27 protein-coding genes, 1 pseudogene and 1 other annotated feature are annotated in these 23,648 nt (G+C 40.5%); of the genes and pseudogenes, 24 read left to right on the top strand and 4 right to left on the bottom strand.

What is annotated here, in order from left to right:
- Positions 1–28: 28 nt before the first annotated feature.
- Complete coding sequence (locus HMPREF9707_RS04465) at positions 29–1,627, bottom strand: Na/Pi cotransporter family protein (protein ID WP_006701499.1); 1,599 nt, start codon at positions 1,625–1,627, stop codon at positions 29–31.
- Positions 1,628–1,844: 217 nt separating this feature from the next.
- Between HMPREF9707_RS04465 and HMPREF9707_RS04460 the strand changes: the two genes are divergently transcribed.
- From HMPREF9707_RS04460 to HMPREF9707_RS04355, 24 genes are all read left to right on the top strand, one after another.
- A complete protein-coding gene (locus tag HMPREF9707_RS04460) occupies positions 1,845–2,549 on the top strand; it encodes an AbrB/MazE/SpoVT family DNA-binding domain-containing protein (RefSeq protein ID WP_006701498.1) in 705 nt (234 codons plus the stop codon).
- A 38-nt stretch (positions 2,550–2,587) separates the two neighbouring features.
- Entirely contained in the window at positions 2,588–3,541 is a 954-nt protein-coding gene (gene floA, locus HMPREF9707_RS04455) for a flotillin-like protein FloA (RefSeq protein ID WP_006701497.1), read from the top strand.
- An 11-nt stretch (positions 3,542–3,552) separates the two neighbouring features.
- Positions 3,553–3,996 (top strand): hypothetical protein, encoded by a 444-nt coding sequence (locus HMPREF9707_RS04450; protein WP_006701496.1) that lies wholly within the window; start codon positions 3,553–3,555, stop codon positions 3,994–3,996.
- A gap of 46 nt (positions 3,997–4,042) precedes the next feature.
- The gene (locus HMPREF9707_RS08950) at positions 4,043–4,216 is read left to right on the top strand and encodes a hypothetical protein (RefSeq protein ID WP_006701495.1); all 174 of its coding nucleotides are present in this window, start codon (positions 4,043–4,045) and stop codon (positions 4,214–4,216) included.
- A gap of 126 nt (positions 4,217–4,342) precedes the next feature.
- Complete coding sequence (cysS, locus tag HMPREF9707_RS04445) at positions 4,343–5,764, top strand: cysteine--tRNA ligase (protein WP_006701494.1); 1,422 nt, start codon at positions 4,343–4,345, stop codon at positions 5,762–5,764.
- Positions 5,724–6,167 (top strand): Mini-ribonuclease 3, encoded by a 444-nt coding sequence (locus HMPREF9707_RS04440; RefSeq protein WP_006701493.1) that lies wholly within the window; start codon positions 5,724–5,726, stop codon positions 6,165–6,167. The genes cysS and HMPREF9707_RS04440 overlap by 41 nt, the downstream gene beginning before the upstream one ends.
- Positions 6,168–6,179: 12 nt before the next feature.
- Positions 6,180–6,962, top strand: coding sequence for a 23S rRNA (guanosine(2251)-2'-O)-methyltransferase RlmB (gene rlmB / locus HMPREF9707_RS04435; protein ID WP_006701492.1), 783 nt, complete (start codon positions 6,180–6,182; stop codon positions 6,960–6,962).
- On the top strand, positions 6,931–7,509 hold the full coding sequence (locus HMPREF9707_RS04430; protein ID WP_006701491.1) for an NYN domain-containing protein: 579 nt from the start codon (positions 6,931–6,933) through the stop codon (positions 7,507–7,509). The genes rlmB and HMPREF9707_RS04430 overlap by 32 nt, the downstream gene beginning before the upstream one ends.
- A gap of 38 nt (positions 7,510–7,547) precedes the next feature.
- Entirely contained in the window at positions 7,548–8,186 is a 639-nt protein-coding gene (locus HMPREF9707_RS04425) for a sigma-70 family RNA polymerase sigma factor (protein ID WP_006701490.1), read from the top strand.
- A 123-nt stretch (positions 8,187–8,309) separates the two neighbouring features.
- Positions 8,310–9,683 carry a class II fumarate hydratase gene (locus tag HMPREF9707_RS04420; protein WP_006701489.1) on the top strand — a complete coding sequence of 458 codons (1,374 nt, stop codon included), beginning with the start codon at positions 8,310–8,312 and terminating at the stop codon, positions 9,681–9,683.
- Positions 9,684–9,705: 22 nt separating this feature from the next.
- Positions 9,706–11,088 (top strand): aspartate ammonia-lyase, encoded by a 1,383-nt coding sequence (locus HMPREF9707_RS04415; RefSeq protein ID WP_006701488.1) that lies wholly within the window; start codon positions 9,706–9,708, stop codon positions 11,086–11,088.
- Positions 11,089–11,204: 116 nt separating this feature from the next.
- A complete protein-coding gene (rpmG, locus tag HMPREF9707_RS04410; RefSeq protein WP_006701487.1) occupies positions 11,205–11,357 on the top strand; it encodes a 50S ribosomal protein L33 in 153 nt (50 codons plus the stop codon).
- A 16-nt stretch (positions 11,358–11,373) separates the two neighbouring features.
- A complete protein-coding gene (gene secE / locus HMPREF9707_RS04405) occupies positions 11,374–11,547 on the top strand; it encodes a preprotein translocase subunit SecE (protein ID WP_006701486.1) in 174 nt (57 codons plus the stop codon).
- A gap of 108 nt (positions 11,548–11,655) precedes the next feature.
- A complete protein-coding gene (nusG, locus tag HMPREF9707_RS04400; RefSeq protein WP_006701485.1) occupies positions 11,656–12,195 on the top strand; it encodes a transcription termination/antitermination protein NusG in 540 nt (179 codons plus the stop codon).
- 46 nt (positions 12,196–12,241) lie between these two features.
- A complete protein-coding gene (locus HMPREF9707_RS04395; RefSeq protein WP_006701484.1) occupies positions 12,242–13,573 on the top strand; it encodes a putative glycoside hydrolase in 1,332 nt (443 codons plus the stop codon).
- Between the two features lie 201 nt (positions 13,574–13,774).
- On the top strand, positions 13,775–14,200 hold the full coding sequence (gene rplK / locus HMPREF9707_RS04390) for a 50S ribosomal protein L11 (RefSeq protein ID WP_006701483.1): 426 nt from the start codon (positions 13,775–13,777) through the stop codon (positions 14,198–14,200).
- Between the two features lie 87 nt (positions 14,201–14,287).
- Entirely contained in the window at positions 14,288–14,980 is a 693-nt protein-coding gene (gene rplA, locus HMPREF9707_RS04385) for a 50S ribosomal protein L1 (RefSeq protein ID WP_006701482.1), read from the top strand.
- 96 nt (positions 14,981–15,076) lie between these two features.
- Positions 15,077–15,218, top strand: a sequence feature (ribosomal protein L10 leader region).
- A gap of 37 nt (positions 15,219–15,255) precedes the next feature.
- The gene (rplJ, locus tag HMPREF9707_RS04380) at positions 15,256–15,789 is read left to right on the top strand and encodes a 50S ribosomal protein L10 (protein ID WP_006701481.1); all 534 of its coding nucleotides are present in this window, start codon (positions 15,256–15,258) and stop codon (positions 15,787–15,789) included.
- A gap of 50 nt (positions 15,790–15,839) precedes the next feature.
- Positions 15,840–16,217, top strand: coding sequence for a 50S ribosomal protein L7/L12 (gene rplL, locus HMPREF9707_RS04375; protein WP_006701480.1), 378 nt, complete (start codon positions 15,840–15,842; stop codon positions 16,215–16,217).
- Between the two features lie 113 nt (positions 16,218–16,330).
- Positions 16,331–18,010: a hypothetical protein gene (locus tag HMPREF9707_RS08495; RefSeq protein ID WP_006701479.1), complete on the top strand. Its 1,680-nt coding sequence runs from the start codon at positions 16,331–16,333 to the stop codon at positions 18,008–18,010.
- Positions 18,011–18,038: 28 nt separating this feature from the next.
- Positions 18,039–19,265, top strand: a complete 1,227-nt coding sequence (locus HMPREF9707_RS04365; protein WP_006701478.1) for an MFS transporter — start codon at positions 18,039–18,041, stop codon at positions 19,263–19,265.
- Between the two features lie 221 nt (positions 19,266–19,486).
- A complete protein-coding gene (locus HMPREF9707_RS09350; RefSeq protein ID WP_006701477.1) occupies positions 19,487–19,894 on the top strand; it encodes a DUF1016 N-terminal domain-containing protein in 408 nt (135 codons plus the stop codon).
- A 21-nt stretch (positions 19,895–19,915) separates the two neighbouring features.
- Positions 19,916–20,428: a PDDEXK nuclease domain-containing protein gene (locus HMPREF9707_RS09345; RefSeq protein WP_332244907.1), complete on the top strand. Its 513-nt coding sequence runs from the start codon at positions 19,916–19,918 to the stop codon at positions 20,426–20,428.
- 228 nt (positions 20,429–20,656) lie between these two features.
- Positions 20,657–21,127: a GNAT family N-acetyltransferase gene (locus tag HMPREF9707_RS04355; RefSeq protein ID WP_006701475.1), complete on the top strand. Its 471-nt coding sequence runs from the start codon at positions 20,657–20,659 to the stop codon at positions 21,125–21,127.
- A 353-nt stretch (positions 21,128–21,480) separates the two neighbouring features.
- Here HMPREF9707_RS04355 and HMPREF9707_RS04350 read toward each other — a convergent pair whose 3' ends face one another.
- From HMPREF9707_RS04350 to HMPREF9707_RS09205, 3 genes and pseudogenes are all read right to left on the bottom strand, one after another.
- Positions 21,481–22,389, bottom strand: a complete 909-nt coding sequence (locus tag HMPREF9707_RS04350) for an ABC transporter permease (protein WP_006701474.1) — start codon at positions 22,387–22,389, stop codon at positions 21,481–21,483.
- On the bottom strand, positions 22,386–23,285 hold the full coding sequence (locus tag HMPREF9707_RS04345; protein ID WP_006701473.1) for an ABC transporter ATP-binding protein: 900 nt from the start codon (positions 23,283–23,285) through the stop codon (positions 22,386–22,388). The genes HMPREF9707_RS04350 and HMPREF9707_RS04345 overlap by 4 nt, the downstream gene beginning before the upstream one ends.
- 229 nt (positions 23,286–23,514) lie before the next feature.
- A pseudogene (locus tag HMPREF9707_RS09205) lies at positions 23,515–23,640 on the bottom strand (ZIP family metal transporter); the annotation flags it as partial.
- Positions 23,641–23,648 lie beyond the last annotated feature (8 nt).

Below are 23,648 nucleotides of genomic sequence, written 5' to 3'. Positions count from 1 at the left end.
GAGATGAAAAATCATCTCGGGTTTTTGGCTATAGTGATAATTTACCAACGTTATAGGTATATGCAGCAATTCGCTCAAAAGCAACTAAGCATTTTTCAAAGATAATACCACTTTCAGGGTCGCAAGCGCCGCTTTTCATTCGATCAATATGGATTCGCTTATAATTTTCGACATTGCTCTCAACGCCAGTATAAGCTAAACGTAAATCATTCACTCGATGTGACTTAACTGGATCGATTTCAATCGATTCGAACATATCATCGATAATGGATTCTAGCGCATCGAATTCTTCTAAAGCATCTTCCGTGTAAGTGAGGCGAGAAAGATTTGAATATTGAGAATGTTCTGCAATATTCTTCGTATGGTCACCAATCCGCTCCAAGTCTCGTACAATCCTCAAATAGGCTGTGTAGAGGGAGGCCAAAGAATCGTCCATTGGTAAGCTAATATTTTCAATGATATGTTTTGAAATTTGAGAGTTTAAATAGTTAATAATCGACTCGTTGTGGAAGCAACGATCATAGTTCTCCTGATCAAACTGACGAAATAGTTCCGTACTAAGTAGGAAGTTACTGTGTGCTAGTGAAATCATACGTTCAGTCTCAGCGCGAACCCCAGCGAATAGTGCGTTAGGATCTTGAATATTTGGGTTGAGATAAAGTAGAGATTTTTCATCTCGATCACTATCGTCCCCTTGGATAATAAACTTAGACATTTTCGCAATTTGATTACCAAATGGGAATAAGGCTGCGGTCGCAAAAATATTAAAGAACGTATGCATATTCGCAATTTGCGCTGCAGGGACATTGCGCGATATTCCCGTAATGAAATTCTCAACGGGTACAATAAAGGCAAGAATTAAGAATAAGGCGGTCCCGATGACGTTAAATAGTACATGGCTGGCTGCCGTTCGTTGTGCATTTTTGTTAGAACCAATGGCTGATAAGACAGAGGTAACACATGTTCCGATATTAAATCCACAAATGATAAACATACTCGGTCTTAATGCAATCAACCCCATATTCGCAGTCGCTTGCAAAATACCGAGCGAAGCAGAAGAGGATTGTAAGATACAAGTAATTGCCGTCCCCACTAGAATACCTAAGAGAGGGTTTTGGAACTTGGCAATTAAATGAACAAATTCAGGATTATCAGCTAACGGAGCCATCGAACTTGACATGGTCTTCATTCCTAAGAAAAGTACCCCAAGTCCTAATATTGCTTGTCCCGTATGTCTTAAGCCGCTATTTTTATTTGCGAATTTCAAAAGTAAGAAACCAACAAAACAAAGAATTGGCGCTGCGGCAACGATATCTAAGGCGACAATTTGCCCGGTAATCGTTGTTCCGATATTCGCCCCCATAATAATTCCGATGGTCTGCTCAATGGTCATAATTCCCGCATTGACAAAACCAACTAACATAACGGTCGTCGCAGAAGATGATTGAATCACTGCCGTGACAACTGTTCCAATAATGAGACCTTTAAATCGGTTAGAAGTAAATTTTTCAATCCAACCTTGCAGTTTATTTCCCGCTGCCATCTCAAGGCCCTGGCTAGTTAAATCCATCCCATAAAGGAAGAGGGTCAGTCCTCCTAGCAGGCCGACTAAATAATTTATTTTCATATTTGCCTCCCAATCAATTAACTCTATTGTACTGTATCTTTCTGTGCGATTAAAGTCAAAAAAGGATTTTATGGGTGTGAATGTTAAACCTTTTACTGATGAAATTTTTTGAGGAAAAAATTAGCATAATAAACATTTGAATTGCATTTCTGGTAAAAGTATCATAAAATGATAGCGAGATGATATTTAATATCAGAATGGAGAGGAGGGTGAAACGTTGTATGATGAAGGATTTGAAAATGCTGTAGATAGTACGGTAAAACAATGGGGAGGTTCGCTTGCCATTCGCTTACCTAAAAGTATTGTAGAAGCTTTGCAGTTACAAGCTGAAGATGCAGTTCACTTGAAAGCGAGAGGTTCGGGTACTTTAATTATTCGGAAACGAGGAGCCGGTGAGGAGACGAAACAAGAACCCGTTCAAACGAATTGTGAAATATTAGATGCTTTGAATCGCTTCGAACAAAAAGTGGAAGGTAGCATTGATCAACAAGAGTCGCTTTATGCCAATGTACAAGAGGCAACGGAAAAATTATTTAATCCATTTTTTGAAGGGGTAGCAACCCGTGCATTCTTCCAATTAGTTGATCTCGCTATTTTACACTCCGATACAGGATGGTATCAAGTTACGGTCAGCGGAGATCAGCAATGGTTCTTAGTTTTTACCGGCGCAAAGACAGACCTTACAGCCACGTTGCAACGACCGGTCAGATCCGGTAAAGAAGTTGAAAGTTTAGGGAATTTTCGACTTACGCCGCAACCATACGGTGATATCCGAATTACTTATGAACCGTTAACTGCTTTACATCATAGTGATACGAATTATTTGATTTTGGAGTTAACGTTGCAGTTTTTAGAAGATGTTTCAGCAGAACTATTGAGTACAACCGTAGCAAATCAAATCAAACAAGATTTTAACTTATAGTGGAACCAATGGTGATAAAAATTTAAAGGAGGCGTATGATGGGAGCATTATTTTATGTTATTGTGGCACTGGTGATTGTTGGGATAGCCTTTTTCTTATATTTTGTACCGCTTGGGCTATGGATTACAGCCTTATCAAGTGGGTTACGAGTGGGCGTTGGAACGCTATTTGCGATGCGACTTCGCCGAGTCAGCCCAAGTGCGATTGTTGAACCAATGATTCGGGCACATAAAGCAGGTATCAGAGGCTTAACGTTGAATGATTTGGAGTCACACTATATGGCCGGTGGAGATGTAAATCAAGTGGTTAACTCTTTAATTACGGCGCAACGTGCGAATATTGAACTCGATTTTAAAAAAGCGGCAGCAATTGATCTGGCAGGGCGCGACGTATTAGAAGCTGTTCAAGTATCGGTCACACCAAAAGTGATTCAAACACCTGAGATTGCTGCTGTTGCACAAGATGGGATTGAACTGATTGCGAAAGCGAAAGTGACGGTCCGTGCTAACATCGAACGTTTAGTCGGTGGGGCTGGTGAAGATACCATTATTGCGCGTGTCGGAGAAGGGATTGTTACGACCATTGGTAGTGCCTCTTATCACGGCACGGTGCTCGAAAATCCAGATCTAATCTCTGAGACGGTTCTGAAAAAAGGACTCGATAAGGGGACGGCTTATCAAATCTTGTCGATTGATATTGCAGATATCGACGTTGGCCGCAATATCGGGGCTTCATTGAAGCGAGACCAAGCAGAAGCAGATAAAAATATTGCCCAAGCTAAAGCAGAAGAAATGCGGGCAGAAGCCGTTGCTAAAGAGCAACAAATGCGCGCACTCGTTGTAGAACGTCGTGCACAAGTTGTTGAGGCCGAGGCGGAAGTGCCTCGCGCAATCTCTGAAGCATTGCGCAATGGTAATTTAGGGGTGTTAGATTACTACAATCTAAAAAATATTGAAGCTGATACGAAAATGCGCTCTAGCTTAGGAGAATAAGGAGGGATTCGATGAGTTTCTTTCCAGGTCTAATTATACTTTTTGTCGTAATTTTAAAAATTTCAAGTAAATATCGAATGCCATTGAGGCGTTGGTTGGCGTCTCAAGAAGAGGCAATAGAGACTGCACACTTGAAAGTGCCGAAAGAAGTAATGCCAAAAGATACTTTAGAGAAGTCTCAAAAGCGGCACCGTATTGCGAAGCGAAATCAACCGCGAACTAAAGAAGGAGTTTCCCGGATGATGCCAAAAGATACGCAGACTACGCAATCTGACAAGGAGCATGTAGAGGCACTTGAACAAAAGCCAACTAAAAGGATTGAATTAAATACTACGGGAAATAAAAAAATCGAGGTTACAAATTTAGATTCAGTGTCTGAAGCGTCAGTCGACCGACAAGCATTGAGAGCAGCTTTAATCATGAGTGAACCAAGGTCACGTCGTCCAATTATTTAGAATAGAATGATTGCTGGGTCAACTTATCAAGAAAGGATGATGGCTGATGAATGTAAGAGAAAGACAAAGTAGAGAAATGGCGCGCTTAAGTAAGCAACTCGAACATTATAATGGAATGAAGTCTACCCGCCGCGAATTGAGTGAACAATCCTCAACGTATGTTGGACCGAAAAGGGATAGTTGGTGGATTCGTTTTAAGCGCCGTTGGTTTGGAGAGTAAAGAGAATTGGAAGCGAACTCGAAAATGAGGTCGCTTCTTTTTAATATGAACAAACAAACTCCACCGGTATCACATCGAGATATGGTACAATGATAAAGATATAAAAGATGAGTGAGGAGTGAACCTATGACGATTCAAATATATAATACTTTAAGCCGTCAAAAAGAAATTTTTGAGCCAATTCAACCTGGGAAGGTGAATTTTTATGTCTGTGGACCGACGGTATACAACTATATTCATATTGGAAATGCGAGAAGTGCAGTGGCTTTCGATACGATTCGTCGCTACTTAGAATATCGTGGCTATCAAGTTCGTTATATCTCTAACTTTACCGATGTTGACGATAAAATTATACGCGCAGCGGCGCAAGAAGGCGTCACTCCAAAGGAATTAGCCGATAAATACATCGCGGCTTTTGAAGAGGATACGCAAGCGATCCAGATCAAACCCGCGACATTGCACCCGCGAGTGATGGACCATATTCCGTCGATTATACAGTTTGTCGAGCAATTAATTGAACGAGGCCATGCTTATGAAGTTGAAGGCGATGTTTACTTTGACACAACATCATACGCTAACTATGGACAACTCAGTCATCAGAGTTTAGATGAGTTAATTGTCGGTGCAAGCCAACGGACTGAAAGTGAAGATACTGCGCGCAAGAAAAATCCAGTGGACTTTGCACTATGGAAAGGCGTCAAAGATGCTTCTGAAATTTATTGGGACTCTCCATGGGGTCCAGGGCGTCCTGGCTGGCATATCGAGTGTTCGGTGATGGCAATGGAGCATTTAGGTGAGACGATTGATATTCACGGCGGGGGACAAGACTTAGAATTCCCTCATCATGAAAATGAAATTGCACAGTCGGAATCTTGCTCTGGACATACTTTCAGTAATTATTGGATGCATAACGGTTTTGTTACTATCGGGCAAGATGAAGAAAAGATGAGTAAATCATTGGGTAACTTTGTCTTATTAAGAGATTTACTCGAAAATGAAGATCCAACGGTGGTGCGTTACTTATTAACGTCAGTGCACTATCGCCGTCCGCTTAAATATGATCAAGCAGCTTTGGATGAAGCTCGAAGCAATATTGAACGTTTGAAAGAAGTGACGCGTCGCCTTAATAATCGCTTATCACTTGCAGAAACACAACTTGATACGGATACTGAATGGTTAGATCGTTTAAATCAACTCGAAGTGCAATTTGTCACTGGAATGGATGATGACTTCAATGTAGCGAATGGGTTAACTGCCGTAAGTAGTCTCGTAAAGACCATCAATCATTACTTAACGCAAGAAGAAGTTTCGGAGGCTGTACTCCAACCAATGCAAGAACAACTTACACGTTGGTTGGAAATTTTCGGAATTATTCTAACTGAAGATGAAGCGATCGACCAAGAGATTGAAGCGTTGATTGAAGAGCGCAATCAAGCTCGAAAAGATCGTAATTTTGCGCGCGCAGATGAGATTCGTGATTTGTTGAAGGCGCAAGGAATTAAATTAGATGACACTCCACAAGGCACGACATGGAAGAGAGAAGGATAGTGTGGAAAGACCAGAATTAATGAACGGGGCAACCCTGGCTTATATCGGCGATGCCGTCTACGAGGTTGCAGTACGACAGCACGTACTTCTATCTGGCGAGACTCATCCGAATCAACTGCATCGACTGGCCATTCGATTTGTAGAAGCAGCCGGTCAAGCACAAGTGATGAAACATTGGCTCAGCGATGATACAAGTCTGACGCCGGAGGAGATACAAATTTATAAGCGGGGTCGAAATTATAAAACGAATACAAAGGCAAAAAATGCTTCAATTGGTGATTATCGGCAAGCAACTGGATTTGAGGCACTTATGGGGTGGTTATATTTATCCAACCAGCATGATCGAATGAATCAATTGATGCAAGAAGCGATTCAGTGGATTGAATCAACGCATTCAAAGTAAGGAGGGAAACGTATGACACATTCTAATAAAAAAACCAATAATCGTGATAATCAATCCAAAGAAAACGAAATTATTTATGGAAAACATCCTGTTTTAAGTTTTTTAGAATCGGATGAAGCAATAAATAAGCTCTATCTTCAAAAAGGCATTGCGGGTGCTGCCATCTCTGATATTTTAAAATTAGTGAAAGAGAATGGCTTCGTTATTCAAGAAGTACCTAAAAGTAAACTGGATGAATTGACCGGTGGGAAGAATCACCAAGGCGTCGTCGCAACGATTCCCTCTTATCCTTATAGCGAACTGTCCGATATTTTCGAATTAGCGGAAGCAAGACAAGCTGACCCATTTATTTTGATTCTCGATGGCATCGAAGACCCTCATAATTTGGGCTCGATTATTCGAACAGCGGATGCGATGGGAGTTCATGGTATTATAATTCCGAAACGTCGCTCAGCAAGTCTAACCGGGGTTGTTGCTAAAGTTGCGGCTGGAGCCTTACAGCATGTTCCGGTTGTCCGAGTTACGAATTTGGCTCAGACGATCCAAACTCTCAAAGAACGAGGTGTCTGGATTTTTGCGACCGAGATGGATGGAGAGGATATCCGTCAGTGGAATTCATTGGGCAGTATTGCGATCATTATTGGTAATGAAGGACAGGGCGTCTCGCGCAATTTGCTCGACAAAGCGGATGGGATCATTACGATTCCGATGGTAGGTCATGTTCAAAGCTTAAATGCTAGCGTTGCAACGGGGATGGTCGTCTATGAAGTCGCCCGTCACCGGATTGAGAAATGAAGGTGTTACTTTGAAACAAGACATCCTTTTTGTAGACGGCTACAATATGATTGGGGCGTGGCCAGAATTAAATCATCTTAAGCAACGAGATGAATTAGGAGCGGCTCGAGATTTATTGTTATTCGAATTATCCAATTACCGTAAGTACCGAGATATCCAAGTTATCGTGGTGTTTGATGCGCAATTTGTTCCGGGTATTACGTCAAGTTATGATGAATACGAATGTACCGTTGTCTTCACAGCAGAAGGAGAGACAGCTGACTCTTATATTGAACGCGAAGTCCCTCGCTATATTAATCCGTTGACACGCGTCGTGGTGGCAACGAGTGATGCTGCTGAACAGTGGATGATCTTCCAACAAGGAGTGCTTCGCCAGTCGGCGAAGGAGCTTTTGATGGAGGTTGACTATGCGAAAGCAGAAATCAATCAAGACGTCACGACCTACTATAATCAACGGCTCAGACGGCGCAGTCCGTGGACCATGGATCATCTGCAACAATTGAATCAGTTGTTATATGAGCTAGAGAATCCAAAACGACGTTCATAAAAGATAGCTGTTTCCAATACAAAGGAGTGGAAATAGCGGTGTATTATGACTTATCGAATGAAGCATTAGTTGAACTTATTATAAAAGACAGTTGTAGCGAAAAGTTCGAACATTTATTTCGTCGATTTTATAATTTATTATGGAAGTTCTACGGTCAAATTAAAATACCATCCTATGAAATGGATGATTATCGACAAGAAGGGCGAATTGTCCTTTACCGCAGTATCCAAGAGTATCGCTTCGATCGCGGTGTGACCTTCGCCCCTTTTTATAAGACCAATCTCTATCACCATCTATTGAACTTGTATCGAATGAGCCAAGCTCAAAAGAGAGGTGCAGGTATGCATGAAATAAGTTATCACGATAATTTCCTCAGTGAAGATCTAAATCCCTATTATATGACCGTCAAACAACCTCAGACGGACGCCATGGAAGAAAGACTCATCGGCAATGAATTTATGCAGGCCTATTATCAAAGTTTAACTCCATTAGAAAACCAAGTAATCCGTTTGATGATTATCGGATTGTTACCCGATGACATCGCCTCTCTCTTACAACGCTCACGTTATCAAGTTGACAACGCGCTTTATCGAGCTCGTTTGAAATTCTCCAAATTAATGCTCCAAACTCCTCTACCTACGACTCAAATCTCTTTAATTCATTCTCTCCAATTATAATGAAGTGAACCATCATTCTTTGCAAAACATCCTTTCCTTTATTCACATCAAACTCTAATTGTAAACGCTAGTGCAATAGGCTATGATAGTGGTGAAAGCGTTTATCACAAAGGAGGAGATTGTGTGTCACAAGTTAATGACATCTATGGTTCGGTAGAAATCCCAGAAGGCGTGTTATGGGGCGCAAATACGCAGCGCAGTCTACAAAATTTCCCAATCGGTGTCGAGAAAATGCCACGTGAATTGATCGAAGCATTAATTCATATTAAGCGAGCTGCGGCACAAGCGAATGGTGAAAAAGGAGTGTTAGATCGGTCAATTGCGGATGCGATTATTGAAGCGAGTGATCAAATTTTAGAGCAGGAACTTTACGATCAGTTTCCACTGGCCATTTGGCAGACGGGAAGCGGGACTCAGACGAATATGAATGCCAACGAGGTGATTGCGAATTTAGCGAATAAAAATCATCCCGGTCTCGTGGTGCATCCGAATGATCATGTTAATAAAGGGCAAAGTTCTAACTGTGTTTTCCCGACAGCATTGCATGTATGTCTAACCTTAATGATCAATCGAGATTTAATTCCAGCCATTGAAGCGATGCGGGATGAATTAGATCAGTTAGCTGAGAAACACCAAGATGTTCTAAAGACAGGGCGCACACACTTACAAGATGCGACACCGGTGACGTTTGGCCAAGAAGCAGCAGCTTGGGCACATTGTTACCGTCAATGCCTAAGCCAATTAGAAGCAATCTTGCCGATGCTTCGTAGATTAACGATTGGTGGTACAGCTGTAGGAACGGGATTGAATGCGTATCGTGGTTTTGGGGCAGACGTCTCACGCTACTTAAATGAAAATCTCGGCGAACAATTTGAATCAACTGAAAATCCATTCCACGGAATGAGTGCCAAAGATGCGATCGTCTTTATGCATGGCGCATTGACAGCTATTGCAGCGGATACGATGAAAGTGGCCAATGATATTCGCTGGTTAGCGAGTGGGCCACGTTGTGGAATTGGTGAATTAACCATCCCAGCGAATGAAGCAGGAAGTTCGATCATGCCTGGGAAAGTGAATCCAACCCAAGCCGAAGCGATCACGATGGTGTGTGTTCAAGTCATGGCCAATCACCAAGCAGTTGTGATGGGTGCAAGTCAGGGGAACTTCCAATTAAACGTGTATATGCCGATGATTTTACACAATGCTTGGCAATCAATCCGTCTTCTAACGGATGGATTGAATTCATTCCGCGAACGTTGTGTTCAAGGAATTGAAGTCAATCGCGATAAAATGCGCGAAAATCTAGAAAAGTCATTGATGACAGCAACTTACTTAAATAACCGTTTTGGTTACGACCAAACTGCTAGAATCGTTAAAGAAGCACATGAACGCGGCTTAAGAATTAAAGATGTGATTGTCGAACATCAGTTAATGACGGCCGATGAATTTGATGCATTCTTCGATTACGAAGCGATGATTAAACCATACGAACTATAGAGATATTTGAAAGGAATGGAAAATGACAGAATACAGAATTGAGAGCGACTCCTTAGGCGAAGTAAAAGTCCCTAAAGAAGCATTATATGGCGCACAAACAGTGCGCGCCCAACATAACTTCCATATTACAGGACAAACGGTCCATCCTGCGATGATTCAGTCACTCGCTTATGTGAAGAAAGCTTCAGCCTTGGCGAATTATGAAGTAGGTGAATTAACTGAAGAAGTGGCGAAAGTAATTATGCAAGCTGCTGATGAGATTATTGCTGGTGATCACTTAGAAGAATTTGCGACGGATGCGATTCAAGGTGGGGCAGGGACGTCAATTAATATGAATATGAATGAAGTCTTAGCCAATCGGGCAGCGCAACTGTTGGATGAACCTCTAGGAACTTATCAGACAGTCCATCCGAATGATCACGTTAACCGAGCGCAATCAACTAACGATGTCATCCCAACTGGGGGCAAATTAACAATCTTATTCTTAAGTGAAGCATTAATTGATGCGATGGAACAACTTGCTGTTTCCCTTGAAGCTAAAGCCGAAGAATATCGTGACGTAACGAAAGTCGGACGGACACACTTACAAGATGCTGTTATTATAACCTTCGGTCAAGTGTTCCAGAGCTTTGCGACAATGATTCGCCGAGACATTCGCCGTATCCAACATGCTTTAGAGGAGATGCATACCATCAATATGGGTGCAACAGCGGTAGGAACTGAAATTAATACGACGCCTGGCTACAAAGAGCGTGTGGCAAAATACTTAGCAGAATATACTGGATTTGACTTTGAAACAGCAGAAGATTTAGTGGATGGAACGAAACATATTGACGGTTTTGTCTACGTATCGAGTGCATTGAAGAGTTTCGCGGCAAGCTTATCACGTATGTGTAACGATATGCGCTTAATGGCATCAGGTCCAAAAGTCGGATTGAATGAAATTACCATTCCACAAAAACAACCTGGCTCATCCATTATGCCTGGGAAAGTGAATCCGGTAATTTTCGAAGTTACCAACCAAGCTTGCTTCCATGTCATTGGGAATGACCTAACAATTACGTTAGCATCTGAAGCCGGCCAAATGGAACTTAACGTTTTCGAACCTGTTTTGTTCTATAATTTATTCCAATCGATCGATTATTTAACCAATGCTTGTACAACATTACGTGTCAATGGTATTGAAGGACTTACCGTTAATGAACATCAAGCTTCAGAGTACGTTCGTCAGTCCTTTGCTTTAGCAACAGCCGTATCGCCTCAATTAGGCTACTCAAAAGTTTCGAGCCTGACAAAACAAGCAATGAAAGAAAATCGTCCATTTGTCGATGTGTTGATTGACGAAGGAATTATGACAGAGGCTGAACTTAAAGAAGCCTTTCCAGCTTACTTCCCAACTAATTAATTAATAATTTAAGGTTGAATTGTGTAATACGTTAAAGATAACTACAACTTGACAGTGACGCGATCATTGAGTATGATTGCTAGAGGTACATGTATTATTGAAAAGGAGGACTGTCAATGGCGCAGAAGAAAGCAGCGTTAGCTTGTATTGAATGTGGTCAGCGCAATTATCAGATGACTCCAACCCAAATGGGGAAAACAACGCGACTCGAAGTGAAAAAGTATTGTCGTTATTGTAATAAGCATACCTTACACAAAGAAACCAAATAGTAAAGGTGGGAGCTAAATGAGTTATTTCAAAGAAGTCGGTAAAGAAATGAAACGAGTAACCTGGCCAACCGTGTCAGAAGCGAATCACTTTACTTGGATTTCAGTGATGTTTATTGTCGTCTTTGCGGCTTACTTCGGCTTAGCTGACCAAGTATTTTCTTGGTTAATTAAGTGGTTTGTTAATTTATAAAATATTAGGCTGGCGCTTTCTATCGCCAGCCTTTTCTGCTATAATTGGGGGTAGACCTGCCAAGGGGTAGGTTTTTTTGTATGGAAGATATTAAGGAGGAACAAGAGCATGGAATCCAATAATAAAGCATGGTACGTACTACACACTTATTCAGGCTATGAAAATAAAGTTAAAGAAAACATTGACTTACGTAAAGAATCTATGGAAATGGAAGAGAATATTTTTAGAGTGATGGTACCTGAAGAGACGGTGCGCGAATCAGCAGAAGGTAACACCAAAGAAAAAGTCCAAAAGAAATTTCCAGGCTATGTATTAGTTGAAATGATCATGTCCGATGAAGCATGGTTTATTGTACGTAATACACCGGGTGTCACAGGATTTGTCGGATCACACGGTGCTGGAAGTAAGCCTGCGCCACTGTTAGATGAAGAAATTGCGTATATCTTAGGTGACATTGATGCGCCACGTGAACATATTGAATTGGATGCTGAGATTGGCGATGTCGTTGAAATTACGGACGGTGCCTTTAGTGGACTTGAAGGTAAAATTGAAAGCATCGACCCAGATGCCCAGAAAGTAAAAGTCTTGATTGAAATGTTTGGACGTGAAACGGTGGCAGAACTTGAATTTCATCAAATAAGCCATTAAAATCAAGGAAAAAATCATCGAATTGATTATAGAGATGAGGAGAGCTATGAAATTAAGAGATTGCATCATATTACTAAGCATCATCTTATTAACAGGGTGTCAAGGATTTCCGACGCTATCGACATCCAAACCGAACGAAGCGCCATCGTATGAATTGCCTACAATCACCCCGAAATATGATAAAGAAACCATCTCGGATTTTAAGAAAAAAGCGGGAATGGGTAAAACCAATCGCTATGAGGGACTTGTTGTTTCTAATGATCCGATTCTATCCTTACCAGATACATTACCGGCGAGCCTGACCTACAACACAGGCATTGATATTCCATATCCAAGTAACGGAGTTCGCGGGTTGTATATTAGTGATGCGATGCTGATGGATCCCGAATACATGGATTATATTTTGGAATATGTCCGAGATACGGAACTCAATACCGTGGTGATTGACTTCAAGACAGACTATGGTCATATCGCAAATCAAGAGGAAAGTGATAATCCCGTTATTGATGACCATCGTCTAAATATCGATATGCGTAAAATTCTCGAGCGTCTCGAAGAATACCAAATCTATCCAATTGCTCGGATTGTAACATTTAAAGATAATTTAACGGCCGATGCAAGTCCGGACTTAAGCTTCTTCGATAAAGAAGAAGGGTCGGTCTGGGCTGACCCGAATGGCTCTAAATACTTGAATCCATTTTTGCAATCAACATGGGACTATATTCTGGAAATTGCGGAAGAAGCAGCGAAGTTAGGCTTTAAAGATATTCAGTTTGACTATGTTCGTTTCCCAGAAGGCTTCTTCGAAGTGGAGCCAATGCTAGAATATAATATCGGGGACTTTAGTATTGAACGCGATGAGACCGGACAAAGTACGGGTTATGAGCGGGTCGAAGCAATTAACCATTTCTTGGAGTATGCTAAGAAACGTCTGACACTTTACGATGTTCAAGTGAGCGCCGACATCTTCGGTTATACGGCGATTGCCGGAGATAAGTACGACGTTCGAGGAATCGGACAAAATTTTGCCCAAATGGCAGAGCGATTAGATACCGTATCTTCGATGATCTATCCATCCCACTGGGATGCAGGCTTCTTAGGCTTTGACTATCCTGACTTATATCCATATGAATTTGTTGATGCTTATATTAAGGAAGAGCAGCACGTTTTTGATACCTCCGTTAAAAATGAAGTAAATACGCGTCCTTGGTTACAAGACTTTACTTGGTATAAAGAACCTGGAACTTTCTTAGAGTATGGCCCTGCAGAGGTTGAAGCGCAAATTCAAGCGCTAGCTGATAATGGCATTTATGAATTCCTCTTATGGAATGCAAGTGGTGAGTATCAGCACGGTGTAGATTATTATAAAGGACCTTAAAGTCATAACGGATGAGTTAAAGAGCGACGAGGTTACCCGCTCTGACTCATTCGTTATTTTTGTGGGGCAAATGGGCAATTAGGCCTTGAATTCAATGCATGAGTTATGCTATAATACTCGAGTGCACTTGACGGCACACTGAGTGGGAGGGCTCCGGCCCGTCAACCACATCACGATTAAATATAATAGGAGGAATGTTTCGTGGCTAAAAAAGTCATTACTCAAGTTAAATTACAAATTCCAGCTGGACAAGCTAGTCCTGCTCCACCGGTTGGACCTGCATTAGGTCAAGCTGGGGTGAACATTGTAGCCTTTACGAAGGAGTTCAATGCTCAAACAGCAGATCAACAAGGCTTAATTATTCCAGTTGTTATCGATGTGTATGAAGACCGTTCATTCACATTTATCACTAAAACTCCACCTGCACCAGTTTTACTTAAGAAAGCAGCAGGATTGGATAAAGCATCGGGTAAACCTAACAAAGAAAAAGTAGGTAAAGTTACTCGTGCACAAGTGCAAGAAATTGCTGAAACTAAAATGAAAGACTTAAACGCAGCAGATGTTGAAGCTGCTATGCGCATGATCGAAGGTACTGCTCGTTCAATGGGAATCACTGTTGAAGGGTAAGCATCCCGCAGAGCAGCTTCCAGCCCGTATCTCTATCGGGTGTGGGAGGCATGACCGTTAATACCACAAATAATAGGAGGAATATACATGGCTAAAAAAGGTAAAAAATACCAAGCGGCTCTTGAAAAAGTAGACCGCACAAAATTCTATGCTGCAGATGAAGCAATTGCACTTGCAAAAGAAATTGACTTTGCAAACTTCGACGCAACAGTAGAAGTATCATATAACTTAAATATCGACGTAACAAAAGCAGACCAACAAATTCGTGGCGCAATGGTATTACCACACGGTACAGGTAAAACTCAAACCGTTGTAGTGATTGCCCAAGGTGAAAAAGCGAAAGAAGCTGAAGAAGCTGGCGCAGATTTTGTCGGAGATGCAGACTTAATCGCTAAAATCGAAGGCGGTTGGTTAGATTTCGACGTGATGGTTGCGACACCAGACATGATGGGACAAGTAGGACGTTTAGGACGCGTTTTAGGTCCTAAAGGTTTAATGCCAAACCCTAAGACTGGTACTGTAACGCAAGACGTCACAAAAGCAGTTAACGACATTAAAGCAGGACAAGTTACTTACCGTGCTGACAAAGCAGGGATTGTGAACGTCCCAATCGGTAAAGTTTCTTTTGAAGATGCAAAATTAAAAGAAAACTTAAAAGCATTACATAACGAAATTGTTCGTTTACGTCCAGCATCAACGAAAGGTAAGTATATTTTAAGCTTAACTTTAACAACAACATTTGGCCCTGGCATCAAATTAGATGTACCAAGCGCTGAATAATAAAAAATAATAATCAACTTCCAAGTTCAAGTAAGGATTTGGAAGTTGAATTTTGAATAAAATGTTCTTGACTTGTTAGCTAGGTCAAGTTATAATACTCATTGTGTTAAACGACCGTAGACAGTAAGTGGCATCTGCCTTAAATATCTTACCGAGGAAGTTCCAGTAGTGATCAAATTGATACATTAAGGAATGGTTCTCTATGTCTAAGGTGACATAGGGCTTTTTTATATTCTATAATCAAGTCTTATACCAAAATGACGGAGGTGAACTGATTGGCAAGAGTTAAAGTAACCCGTGAACAAAAAGAAGCAGAAGTAGCAGGATTAGTTGAAGACTTAAAGAATTCCGCAAGTGTTGTGGTTGTTGACTATTTAGGTCTTAACGTAGCAGAAGTGACTGAATTACGTAAAGAATTACGTGAAGCAGGTGTACAAATGCGCGTTGTTAAAAACACGATGCTACGCCGTGCAGCGGATGAAGCAGGAATCGAAGGTTTAGATGAAGTATTCACTGGACCAACAGCCATTGCTTACCACGCAGATGACGCGGTAGCTGCTGCTAAAATCTTAGTAGACTCTGCGAAAGATCTTGAAGCATTAGAAGTTAAGGGTGGATTATTAGAAGGTACTGCAGTATCAATCGATCAAATCGTAACCTTATCTAAACTTCCAAGCCGCGAAGGCCTATTATCTATGTTACTTTCTGTATTACAAGCACCTATGCGCAATACAGCTTCTGTATTACAACAAGCTAACCCAGCGCTTAGATTGGCTTACGCACTTAATGCTGTCGCTGAGACAAAATAGTGTATATTGTTTGAACTAAAATAATTTTTAAATAAAAGGAGAAAATAAAAATGGCATTAAATATTGAACAAATTATCGAAGATATCAAATCTGCAACAGTTGTTGAATTATCTGAATTAGTATCAGCTATCGAAGAAGAATTCGGTGTATCAGCTGCTGCTCCTGTAGCAGTTGCTGCTGCTGGTGGTGCTGCTGAAGCTGGCGCTGCTGAAGAAAAAACTGAATTCGACGTTGAATTAGTATCAGCTGGCGACGCAAAAATCAAAGTAATCAAAGTAGTTCGCGAAGCTACAGGATTAGGTCTTAAAGAAGCTAAAGAATTAGTAGACAACGCTCCAAAAGTTGTTAAAGAAGGTCTTTCTAAAGAAGACGCTGACGCACTTATCGCTCAAATCGAAGAAGTTGGCGGTAAAGCAGAAGCTAAATAATGATTTAACTCAAGCTTTAAAGCACTTGGCGAAATGCCAAGTGCTTTTTTTTAGGTATGGTGCAATCACATATCATGGTATACTATAGGGGTATATTAGAGAGGATGAGATGAGTGAATCGATCAAAAATAATTCGAGGCTCTATTGCCCTATTCCTAGCGGCGAGCTTACTTAGCCCAACTATAGCTGTGATGGCTGAAGAATCAAGTAATCAAGAGGAAACAACGGCTCTTGAGGACCGCATACCGCTTCCAAAACCAATCCAACAAGTGGCCGCGGAAAGTGTATTTGACTATCTAAAATCCAACCCTACAGTGTCTTATCAAACAACCATTTCGTATGACAGTGAATTGGGCAAGTTTAGTCGTCATCTGATTACGCAACAATCATATAAAGATTCTAAATTAGGAAAATACCATACTACGAGTGATACGCAAGCAGGGGATGAAAGCTTAAAAGAAACTTTCTACTATGACGGGGAGAAGTTCTATCAACAAATTAATGGAGCCCCATGGAGTTCCTCAAAGTATGAACAACGTGGCCAATTGACCTTCTTAATTCTTAGCAAATTACTCATTGAACAAGAAGATTTTAGTGCAGAATTAATCGATAATAATACCAAATATCGCGTTGAAATTGACGAATTAAATGAAGAACATTTGGATTTGATTCCCTTTACTTTTGATTTTCCAGTCTTATTATCACCCGAGACGACTTATCAAGGGCACCTAACATATGGAATAGATCGTGAATCCGGTATGATTGAGACTGCGACTTTAATGATTGAAGCTAATGATCAAGGGATTGTCCATAAGATATCGGCTGAAATTGAACCCATTGGTTCACAGACTGCGCCAGAGTTAGACTTTAACGTGCCAATCACAGAAGATGAATCGGAAGAATCCGAGGAAGCTGCGGAGCCAGAGGCGCTAGAAGCGGATGAAAATTCTGGCGAGGGTACTGATTCTGAGGAAGGTTCTTCAGAGGAAGAGCAGGAGACTGGCGAAATTGAAGAGACTGCCGAAGGCGCTGAGCAAGCTGAAGAGGAGGGGGAAGATCCAACCGCTGAGACCGATGAATCAGATAGCGATACTTCGAGTGAACCGGTCGAATTGCTAAGTAGTAAAGAAGTGGTAGATAACTTCTATGACTATAATCCAATCTCACTATGGTCAACCTATGAACAAATACGGACACTCCGACTTCCAACAAGCTCAGAAGCAACCGAAGCTCCAGAGTCTACAGAAGAAGAGGACACCGCAGAGCGCTATGTAGATTACTATAATACGGTCAATCAAAAAGTTTACCGTGTGATTACGACACCGATTGTAGATGAAGAGTTAGGTGAAGGTAGTTTAGTGGTCGATGGCCAAGCATATACCTTAGATGGGGAGCAAGTTGTAACATCTTCCCAACCGATGCCAAATAATTATGTACATTTTGTGCAACGATTCGATCAATTAACGGGTGAAGAACTAACGAAGTTAGAAAGTGATCGAGAAGATATTCTTGCATATCGAGAAATTTTTGAAGTAGCTTCAGATTTTGAAGCGGCATTAGGAGACTTTGACGGTAGTGGGTTAATTCAATCTTCAGAAGCGATGTATGGGCTTGATTACCAAATTAGCTTGGTCACCGGACGATTAGTCAATGTGATTTTCTGGACGGCGTTGCCAGAAAGTGAATCAATTGACGATTATATTAGCTTAACATTCCAAGGATTTAATCAACATACGCCTGATCTTGTTGCTAATAATGTGAATGATAAGATCTGGAAAGCATTATCAAAATAATAAAAACTAGGTATTAAAGGGGAAGCCGATGAAGAAAAGTAAATATATTATGGTTGCCATTGTCTCGGCATTATTAACATGTGGAGCAATTGGAGTCAATTTAAATACACTAGGTGTGTTTCTAGTTCCTGTTTCAGATGGTTTAAATGTTGGCTTGGGGGATATTTCAGTTCACTCAACCTTAATTTCTATGGGAATGGCACTCGGTGCTCTTGCATTCATGAAAGTGAAAGAGCGGGTTAACTTTAAGGCAATCTTATTGGTAGCCGGTTTGACCGTTGCAGGAACGACGCTACTGATGTCACGCGCTACTGCACCATGGCAATTTAGTGTGCTCGGCTTTATTCGAGGATTTGCCTCAGCCTTCTACGGAATGGTGCCGGTCCAAATGATTGTTAATAATTGGTTCCATGAACGACACGGTTTAGTTTCAAGCCTTGTTTCCAGCTTTAATGGTGTAGCGGGAGCAGTTTTCTCACCAATCTTAATGTATGCCATTGAAAACTATGGCTGGCGAACAGGTTACCTATGGCAGACTATAATTTTTGTAGGCTTGAGTCTACCAGCGATTCTCTATCCATTTACATTCCATCCTGAAGATGAAGGCTACGTTCCTTATGGGGGAGAAGCGAATGAAGTTAAGCAGTCAGTTCGTCAAGAAATTACCGAGCCAATGATCATCCCGAAATATCCCGTGTTTTTATTAATGGGGATGAGTTTCCTAACCACAGCTTTAACGGGTTTAGCACAACATATTCCAGGGATCGGCGAGAACTTAGGACATACTGCCGCACTCGGAGCTGCGATGCTATCTGCCGCCATGATTGGAAATATTACGTTTAAATTATTAATCGGGACGCTATCAGACTGGAAAGGCCAAGTCTTTGCGACGATTACGATTATGACGGTAACAACACTTGGGATTGCTCTACTCTATATTGGTCAAGGAACGAGCATGTTGATTACCGGAAGTGTGCTGTACGGTTCGGTCCCAGCCATGGTTGCTGTTGGAATGGCTTTATTAGCTAAACATTTCTTCGGTAATCAAGGTTTCAATAAAGTTTTTCCAGCAATCAACTTTATATCGAATATCGGGGGAGCTTTAGCCATTTCATTCTATGGCTACAGTGTCGACTTTACTGGAAATTATCAATTTGCATTATTCACATCCGGCCTCTTTGCCGTGTTGACTATTGTCTTAATCTTATTGATTAATTATTACTATAAACAACGTTCGGCAGAGAATCTGTCTTAGAATGAAGCGATTTGCTTTATACAGTTAATAACCGAGTAACGAATAAAGTTAATAAGAAAATCACTTTGTCAAATCAGATTGATGAAATACTTTTTAGGAATTAAGCTACTTTTTGTAGCTTAGTTTCTTTTTTGTGTCTCTCTGAAACATACAGTCTTGATATTAAAAGAATTCGAGGACGGAAGTGGCTATAATTCCGATTTAATAGCATAAAAACATTGATGGATAAAGCAAGAAAAGAAGTTGCAAGAGAAGTCAATAATATTTTGGTGCAAACATACTGGGAGATTGGACGTATCATCGTAGAAGATGAGCAAGGACATTCAGAAAGAGCCGAGTATGGTAAAGAGCTTATAAATGACTTGTCAAGACAACTTACAAAGGAATATGGTAAAGGATTTTCAAAGTCAAATTTATTTAACATGAGAAAATTATATTTATCTTATCCAATTTTCCAGACACTGTCTGGAAAATTGACTTGGTCGCATTATTGCGAACTCTTATCTATTAGCGATGAGAAAAAGCGAAGCTTCTATGAAAAAGAAAGTATCAATGCAAACTGGTCGGTAAGAGAACTTAAAAGTCAAATTAAAACATCTCTTTTTGAAAGATTGCTTTTATCAGCTTGAGAAGAAAATAAAGAAAAAGTCCTGGACCTAGCCTTAAAGGGCAATGAAATAAATAAGGCATCTGACCTCGTAAAAGACCCTTATGTATTTGAATTTTTAGGCTTGCCAGAAGAAAAACCACTTATAGACCACATTGAAAAATTCTTGTTAGAACTTGGCAAGGGTTTTATGTATGTAGGTAGCCAGCAAAGAGTAACCCTAGGAAACACACATTATTATGTGGACATGGTATTTTACAATAAAATATTAAGATCTTATGTCTTAATCGAACTAAAAACAAGCAAGCTAATGCCAGAAGCAGTCGGTCAAATAAATATGTACCTAAATTATTATAAGGCAGAAGTCAATGATGAAATGGACAATGAACCAATTGGTATAATTCTGTGTACCGATAAGGACGGGGTACAAGCAGAATACGCACTAGGAAACTTATCAAATAAAATATTCGCATCAAAATACACCTTGTATATCCCAAATAGGGAAGAGCTTGAAAAACAAGTAGAAAAAGTCATTGAAAAATATGAGGGAAAATAAAATGTAAATTATAAGAAGAAGTAGAGAAAAAATCTACTTTTTTTTAATTTATGGAGGTATGAATGAAATAGTAAATGTTGTACTATTAAAAATTACACAACATTATGAACCTGACTGATTAATTACTTCTGTTGTTTATAGGTATCATGTATAATGATGAAAATATCAAATAGGAAGAATGGAGCCAAATGGTAGGCTCATAAAAAACTTTAAAGATCGGAGAACTAGATGGAATTTGTGATTCAAGAAATCAAAGATAAAAAACAAAAGGAAGCCATCGCTAGGGAAGTTTTGAATGATTTACCAGAGTGGTTTGGTATGCCTGAGAGTACCGAAGAATACATTGTGGACTCACAAGATAAACCTTTCCTGGCATCCTTTTATCAAGATGAAGTAGTAGGATTTATCGTTTTGAATGCAAAGAGTCCAGACTGTGCGGACGTATTTGTCATGGGAATTAAAAAGAAGTATCACCGTCAAGGTGCCGCAACACAATTAAATGAAGCGTATGAAAAGTTGGCGAAAAGTCTTGGCTACACTTATTCACAAGTTAAAACCGTTCAAACAGGTCACTACGATGAATATGATATAACGAATCAATTCTATCAATCCGTAGGCTATAAAGAACTAGAAGTCTTCCCAACACTCTGGGATGAATGGAACCCGTGCCAAATATATATTAAATATATTGGAGAATAAAAATGTACATGGAAGAAGCGAGAAACCCCCCTCACAAAAAAGCCTTCGATAAATCTTATCGAAGCTATTGGCCAGTCGGTCAGACAAATTGAAGTTGTGATCGATACTTACGGCAAAGACCCAGAAGTCTATGGCGACCTCTGGGAGGGACAGATGTATATCTTCGCCGGATGTCGTCGTTATCCGTGTAACCTTTACGTCCAGGAGCACGGCCTAACTCATGATGAGTGGGAAGCTCGCTTGAACGCCATTGGCGAATCTTCGGTTACTTACTAAACTGCTTAAAAAACCAAATAAAAAAACTGATCTACCGCAACTTATGCGGTAGATCAGTTTTTTGTCTTAGAAAGTGGTTATTTTTTGTAACGTTTGGCATAGATGAAAATAGCGATCGATAGACTTAAAAGCATTAACACTAGGACATAAACCAAGATCATCTCATTAGTTAAATCGTGACCGAAGAAAGTAACATCAATTGAAAAGATGCGCTTCATCTCATTTAGGAAACCTGCAGCGGCAGGATGATTAGTAGTTTGATACAAATGGTCGAGCAGATTTTCCGTATATAGACGCCGGTAGAGACAGGTCAAGAGCGTTTGAGGCACAAAAAGAAAAAAATTTTGAACCATCTCGGGAAACTGAGAGATTGGCACATAAGCACCAACGATAAAACCAATCATTGCTGAAAACAAGCCAAAAAAAGATGAGAAACTGGCTTGGCGTTGGATAAAACTGACTACAATCATATATAAGGCAGACGATGATAAGGACGACAACAGATTCAGACTATAAATTTGAAGCATGTTGCGTGTATTCACAGCCGTATCGGCTTGGAAGTAAAGGTAGATCCATGCAATCGTCGTCAAAAGACTACTTAAAGCAAAGGACGCAATGACCGCAGATAAGAAATATCCGAGAATGATTTCCCAACGTTTTAAGGGACTTGACAAAATATCATAGTCAATCCGCTTTTCTTTGTCATTGACCACATTTTGTAAAACTGTCACTGGAATAGTGATTGTCGAGAGACTAATCGTAGCAGCAATGATGACTTCATCTGACAACAAGCTGATATCTTTCGCTGAAAGACCCAGCGACATTTGATCAGCAACCTCGATTAACGGCTGCGTGTAATTGCCGCGCAAGAACAAGAGGTACAAGCCAAGAACAATCACAGAGGTCAGCACTGAAAAGAAAATGGAAGACTTATTTTTTAGATAGACCATCAGGTTACGCTGAGTAAAAGCTAGCAATCGCTTCATCGCTTCATCACTCTCCCTGTAATATTAAGAAAGACGTCATCCATGTCGCCTTTGATAAACTCAAAATCTTGAATTCGATCCCGGTACTGGTACAAAAATGGGTGGATATCGCCAACAAACTTAATGACATAATGATCGTTCTTGTATTCATAATCCAAGCCCTCTAAAATCTCTTCCTGACTCTTTGACCGATCGGTGTACCAAAGGAGTTTGGGATAGGTATAGCTATTCTTTAGCTGCTGAGGGCTAGCATCGGCGATAATCTTACCATGATCAATAATCACCACTTGGTCACAGTTTTTCGTTTCCTCCATATAATGCGTCGTGAGGAAGATAGTCAAGTGTAACTCTTGGCGCAATAAATTCAAGTATTGCCAGATATTCTGCCGCGCCTTAGAATCCAAGCCCGTCGTCGGCTCATCTAAAAACAAAATTTTAGGCTGATTAATCAAGGCTCGCATCAAGTCTACTTGTCTCCTTTGACCGCCACTTAGGTCAGCGTAGTGCTGATTCTTGATCCTGTTGTAATCAAATAATTCTGAAAATACTGCCAATCGCTGGTCGACTTGGTGGGAAGACAGTCCATAGTATGCTCCTCGAGTCAGAATATTCTCTCGGACGGTCAATTCAGGATCGAGCACAGAATGCTGGAAAACGATTCCTATCCTGTCTCTAATCTTGTCGTCGTCTTCGCCCAGTCGATATCCTAGAATGTCTGCTTCTCCGCTGGATTTTTGAAGGATTGTACACAACATATTAATGGTAGTTGATTTTCCAGCTCCATTTTCACCTAAAAAGGCAAACAAACTTCCTTCATCGACAGAAAAAGAAATATCGTCCACGGCCTTAAAGTCTCCATAAGCTTTTTTCAGGTGTCTTACTTCAATAGCTTTCATCTTATTCTCCTTAGCTATGACTTAGCCCTCCTCAATAACTATCTATGATAGACATAATAGCATATTAATCAACATAATTTTATCGTTGATTATACCACCTAATTATTAAAACTACGTAAATTAATAATAAAAACTATGTAAATATCTGTAGGCAATGATGATTAACGGTGGTAAAGTAAAAAGATTGAGCCGCCTTCTGATTAAGGTAGATAGATTTGATATCATTGGCTTATCCTAGGTTAACATCTGAAGTCATCATGAGAGCAAAGCCTAGAATCAAGGCCATCGTAGCCAAATCCTTATTACCATCGGTCTGAGACTCGGCGATTAACTCCTCTACATAGGGGAAAACCACGTGCTATC

This window comes from Falseniella ignava CCUG 37419 (assembly GCF_000301055.1).
In the GTDB taxonomy this organism is placed as follows: Bacteria; Bacillota; Bacilli; order Lactobacillales; family Aerococcaceae; genus Falseniella; species Falseniella ignava.
Note: the sequence above shows the minus strand (reverse complement) of the source record. Positions and strands in the feature narration are given on the sequence as shown.

What these genes read in the sequence shown, in the direction of transcription:
- HMPREF9707_RS04350 (WP_006701474.1), bottom strand. Translation starts at nt 22,389, where the DNA reads ATGAAGCGATTGCTAGCTTTTACTCAGCGTAACCTGATGGTCTATCTA.
- floA (WP_006701497.1), top strand. Translation starts at nt 2,588, where the DNA reads ATGGGAGCATTATTTTATGTTATTGTGGCACTGGTGATTGTTGGGATA.
- HMPREF9707_RS04355 (WP_006701475.1), top strand. Translation starts at nt 20,657, where the DNA reads ATGGAATTTGTGATTCAAGAAATCAAAGATAAAAAACAAAAGGAAGCC.
- HMPREF9707_RS04365 (WP_006701478.1), top strand. Translation starts at nt 18,039, where the DNA reads ATGAAGAAAAGTAAATATATTATGGTTGCCATTGTCTCGGCATTATTA.
- HMPREF9707_RS04450 (WP_006701496.1), top strand. Translation starts at nt 3,553, where the DNA reads ATGAGTTTCTTTCCAGGTCTAATTATACTTTTTGTCGTAATTTTAAAA.
- HMPREF9707_RS09350 (WP_006701477.1), top strand. Translation starts at nt 19,487, where the DNA reads ATGGATAAAGCAAGAAAAGAAGTTGCAAGAGAAGTCAATAATATTTTG.
- HMPREF9707_RS04440 (WP_006701493.1), top strand. Translation starts at nt 5,724, where the DNA reads ATGACACTCCACAAGGCACGACATGGAAGAGAGAAGGATAGTGTGGAA.
- HMPREF9707_RS04345 (WP_006701473.1), bottom strand. Translation starts at nt 23,285, where the DNA reads ATGAAAGCTATTGAAGTAAGACACCTGAAAAAAGCTTATGGAGACTTT.
- HMPREF9707_RS04430 (WP_006701491.1), top strand. Translation starts at nt 6,931, where the DNA reads ATGAAGTCGCCCGTCACCGGATTGAGAAATGAAGGTGTTACTTTGAAA.
- HMPREF9707_RS04415 (WP_006701488.1), top strand. Translation starts at nt 9,706, where the DNA reads ATGACAGAATACAGAATTGAGAGCGACTCCTTAGGCGAAGTAAAAGTC.
- HMPREF9707_RS08950 (WP_006701495.1), top strand. Translation starts at nt 4,043, where the DNA reads ATGAATGTAAGAGAAAGACAAAGTAGAGAAATGGCGCGCTTAAGTAAG.
- rplA (WP_006701482.1), top strand. Translation starts at nt 14,288, where the DNA reads ATGGCTAAAAAAGGTAAAAAATACCAAGCGGCTCTTGAAAAAGTAGAC.
- rpmG (WP_006701487.1), top strand. Translation starts at nt 11,205, where the DNA reads ATGGCGCAGAAGAAAGCAGCGTTAGCTTGTATTGAATGTGGTCAGCGC.
- secE (WP_006701486.1), top strand. Translation starts at nt 11,374, where the DNA reads ATGAGTTATTTCAAAGAAGTCGGTAAAGAAATGAAACGAGTAACCTGG.
- rlmB (WP_006701492.1), top strand. Translation starts at nt 6,180, where the DNA reads ATGACACATTCTAATAAAAAAACCAATAATCGTGATAATCAATCCAAA.
- HMPREF9707_RS04465 (WP_006701499.1), bottom strand. Translation starts at nt 1,627, where the DNA reads ATGAAAATAAATTATTTAGTCGGCCTGCTAGGAGGACTGACCCTCTTC.
- HMPREF9707_RS04395 (WP_006701484.1), top strand. Translation starts at nt 12,242, where the DNA reads ATGAAATTAAGAGATTGCATCATATTACTAAGCATCATCTTATTAACA.
- nusG (WP_006701485.1), top strand. Translation starts at nt 11,656, where the DNA reads ATGGAATCCAATAATAAAGCATGGTACGTACTACACACTTATTCAGGC.
- rplL (WP_006701480.1), top strand. Translation starts at nt 15,840, where the DNA reads ATGGCATTAAATATTGAACAAATTATCGAAGATATCAAATCTGCAACA.
- cysS (WP_006701494.1), top strand. Translation starts at nt 4,343, where the DNA reads ATGACGATTCAAATATATAATACTTTAAGCCGTCAAAAAGAAATTTTT.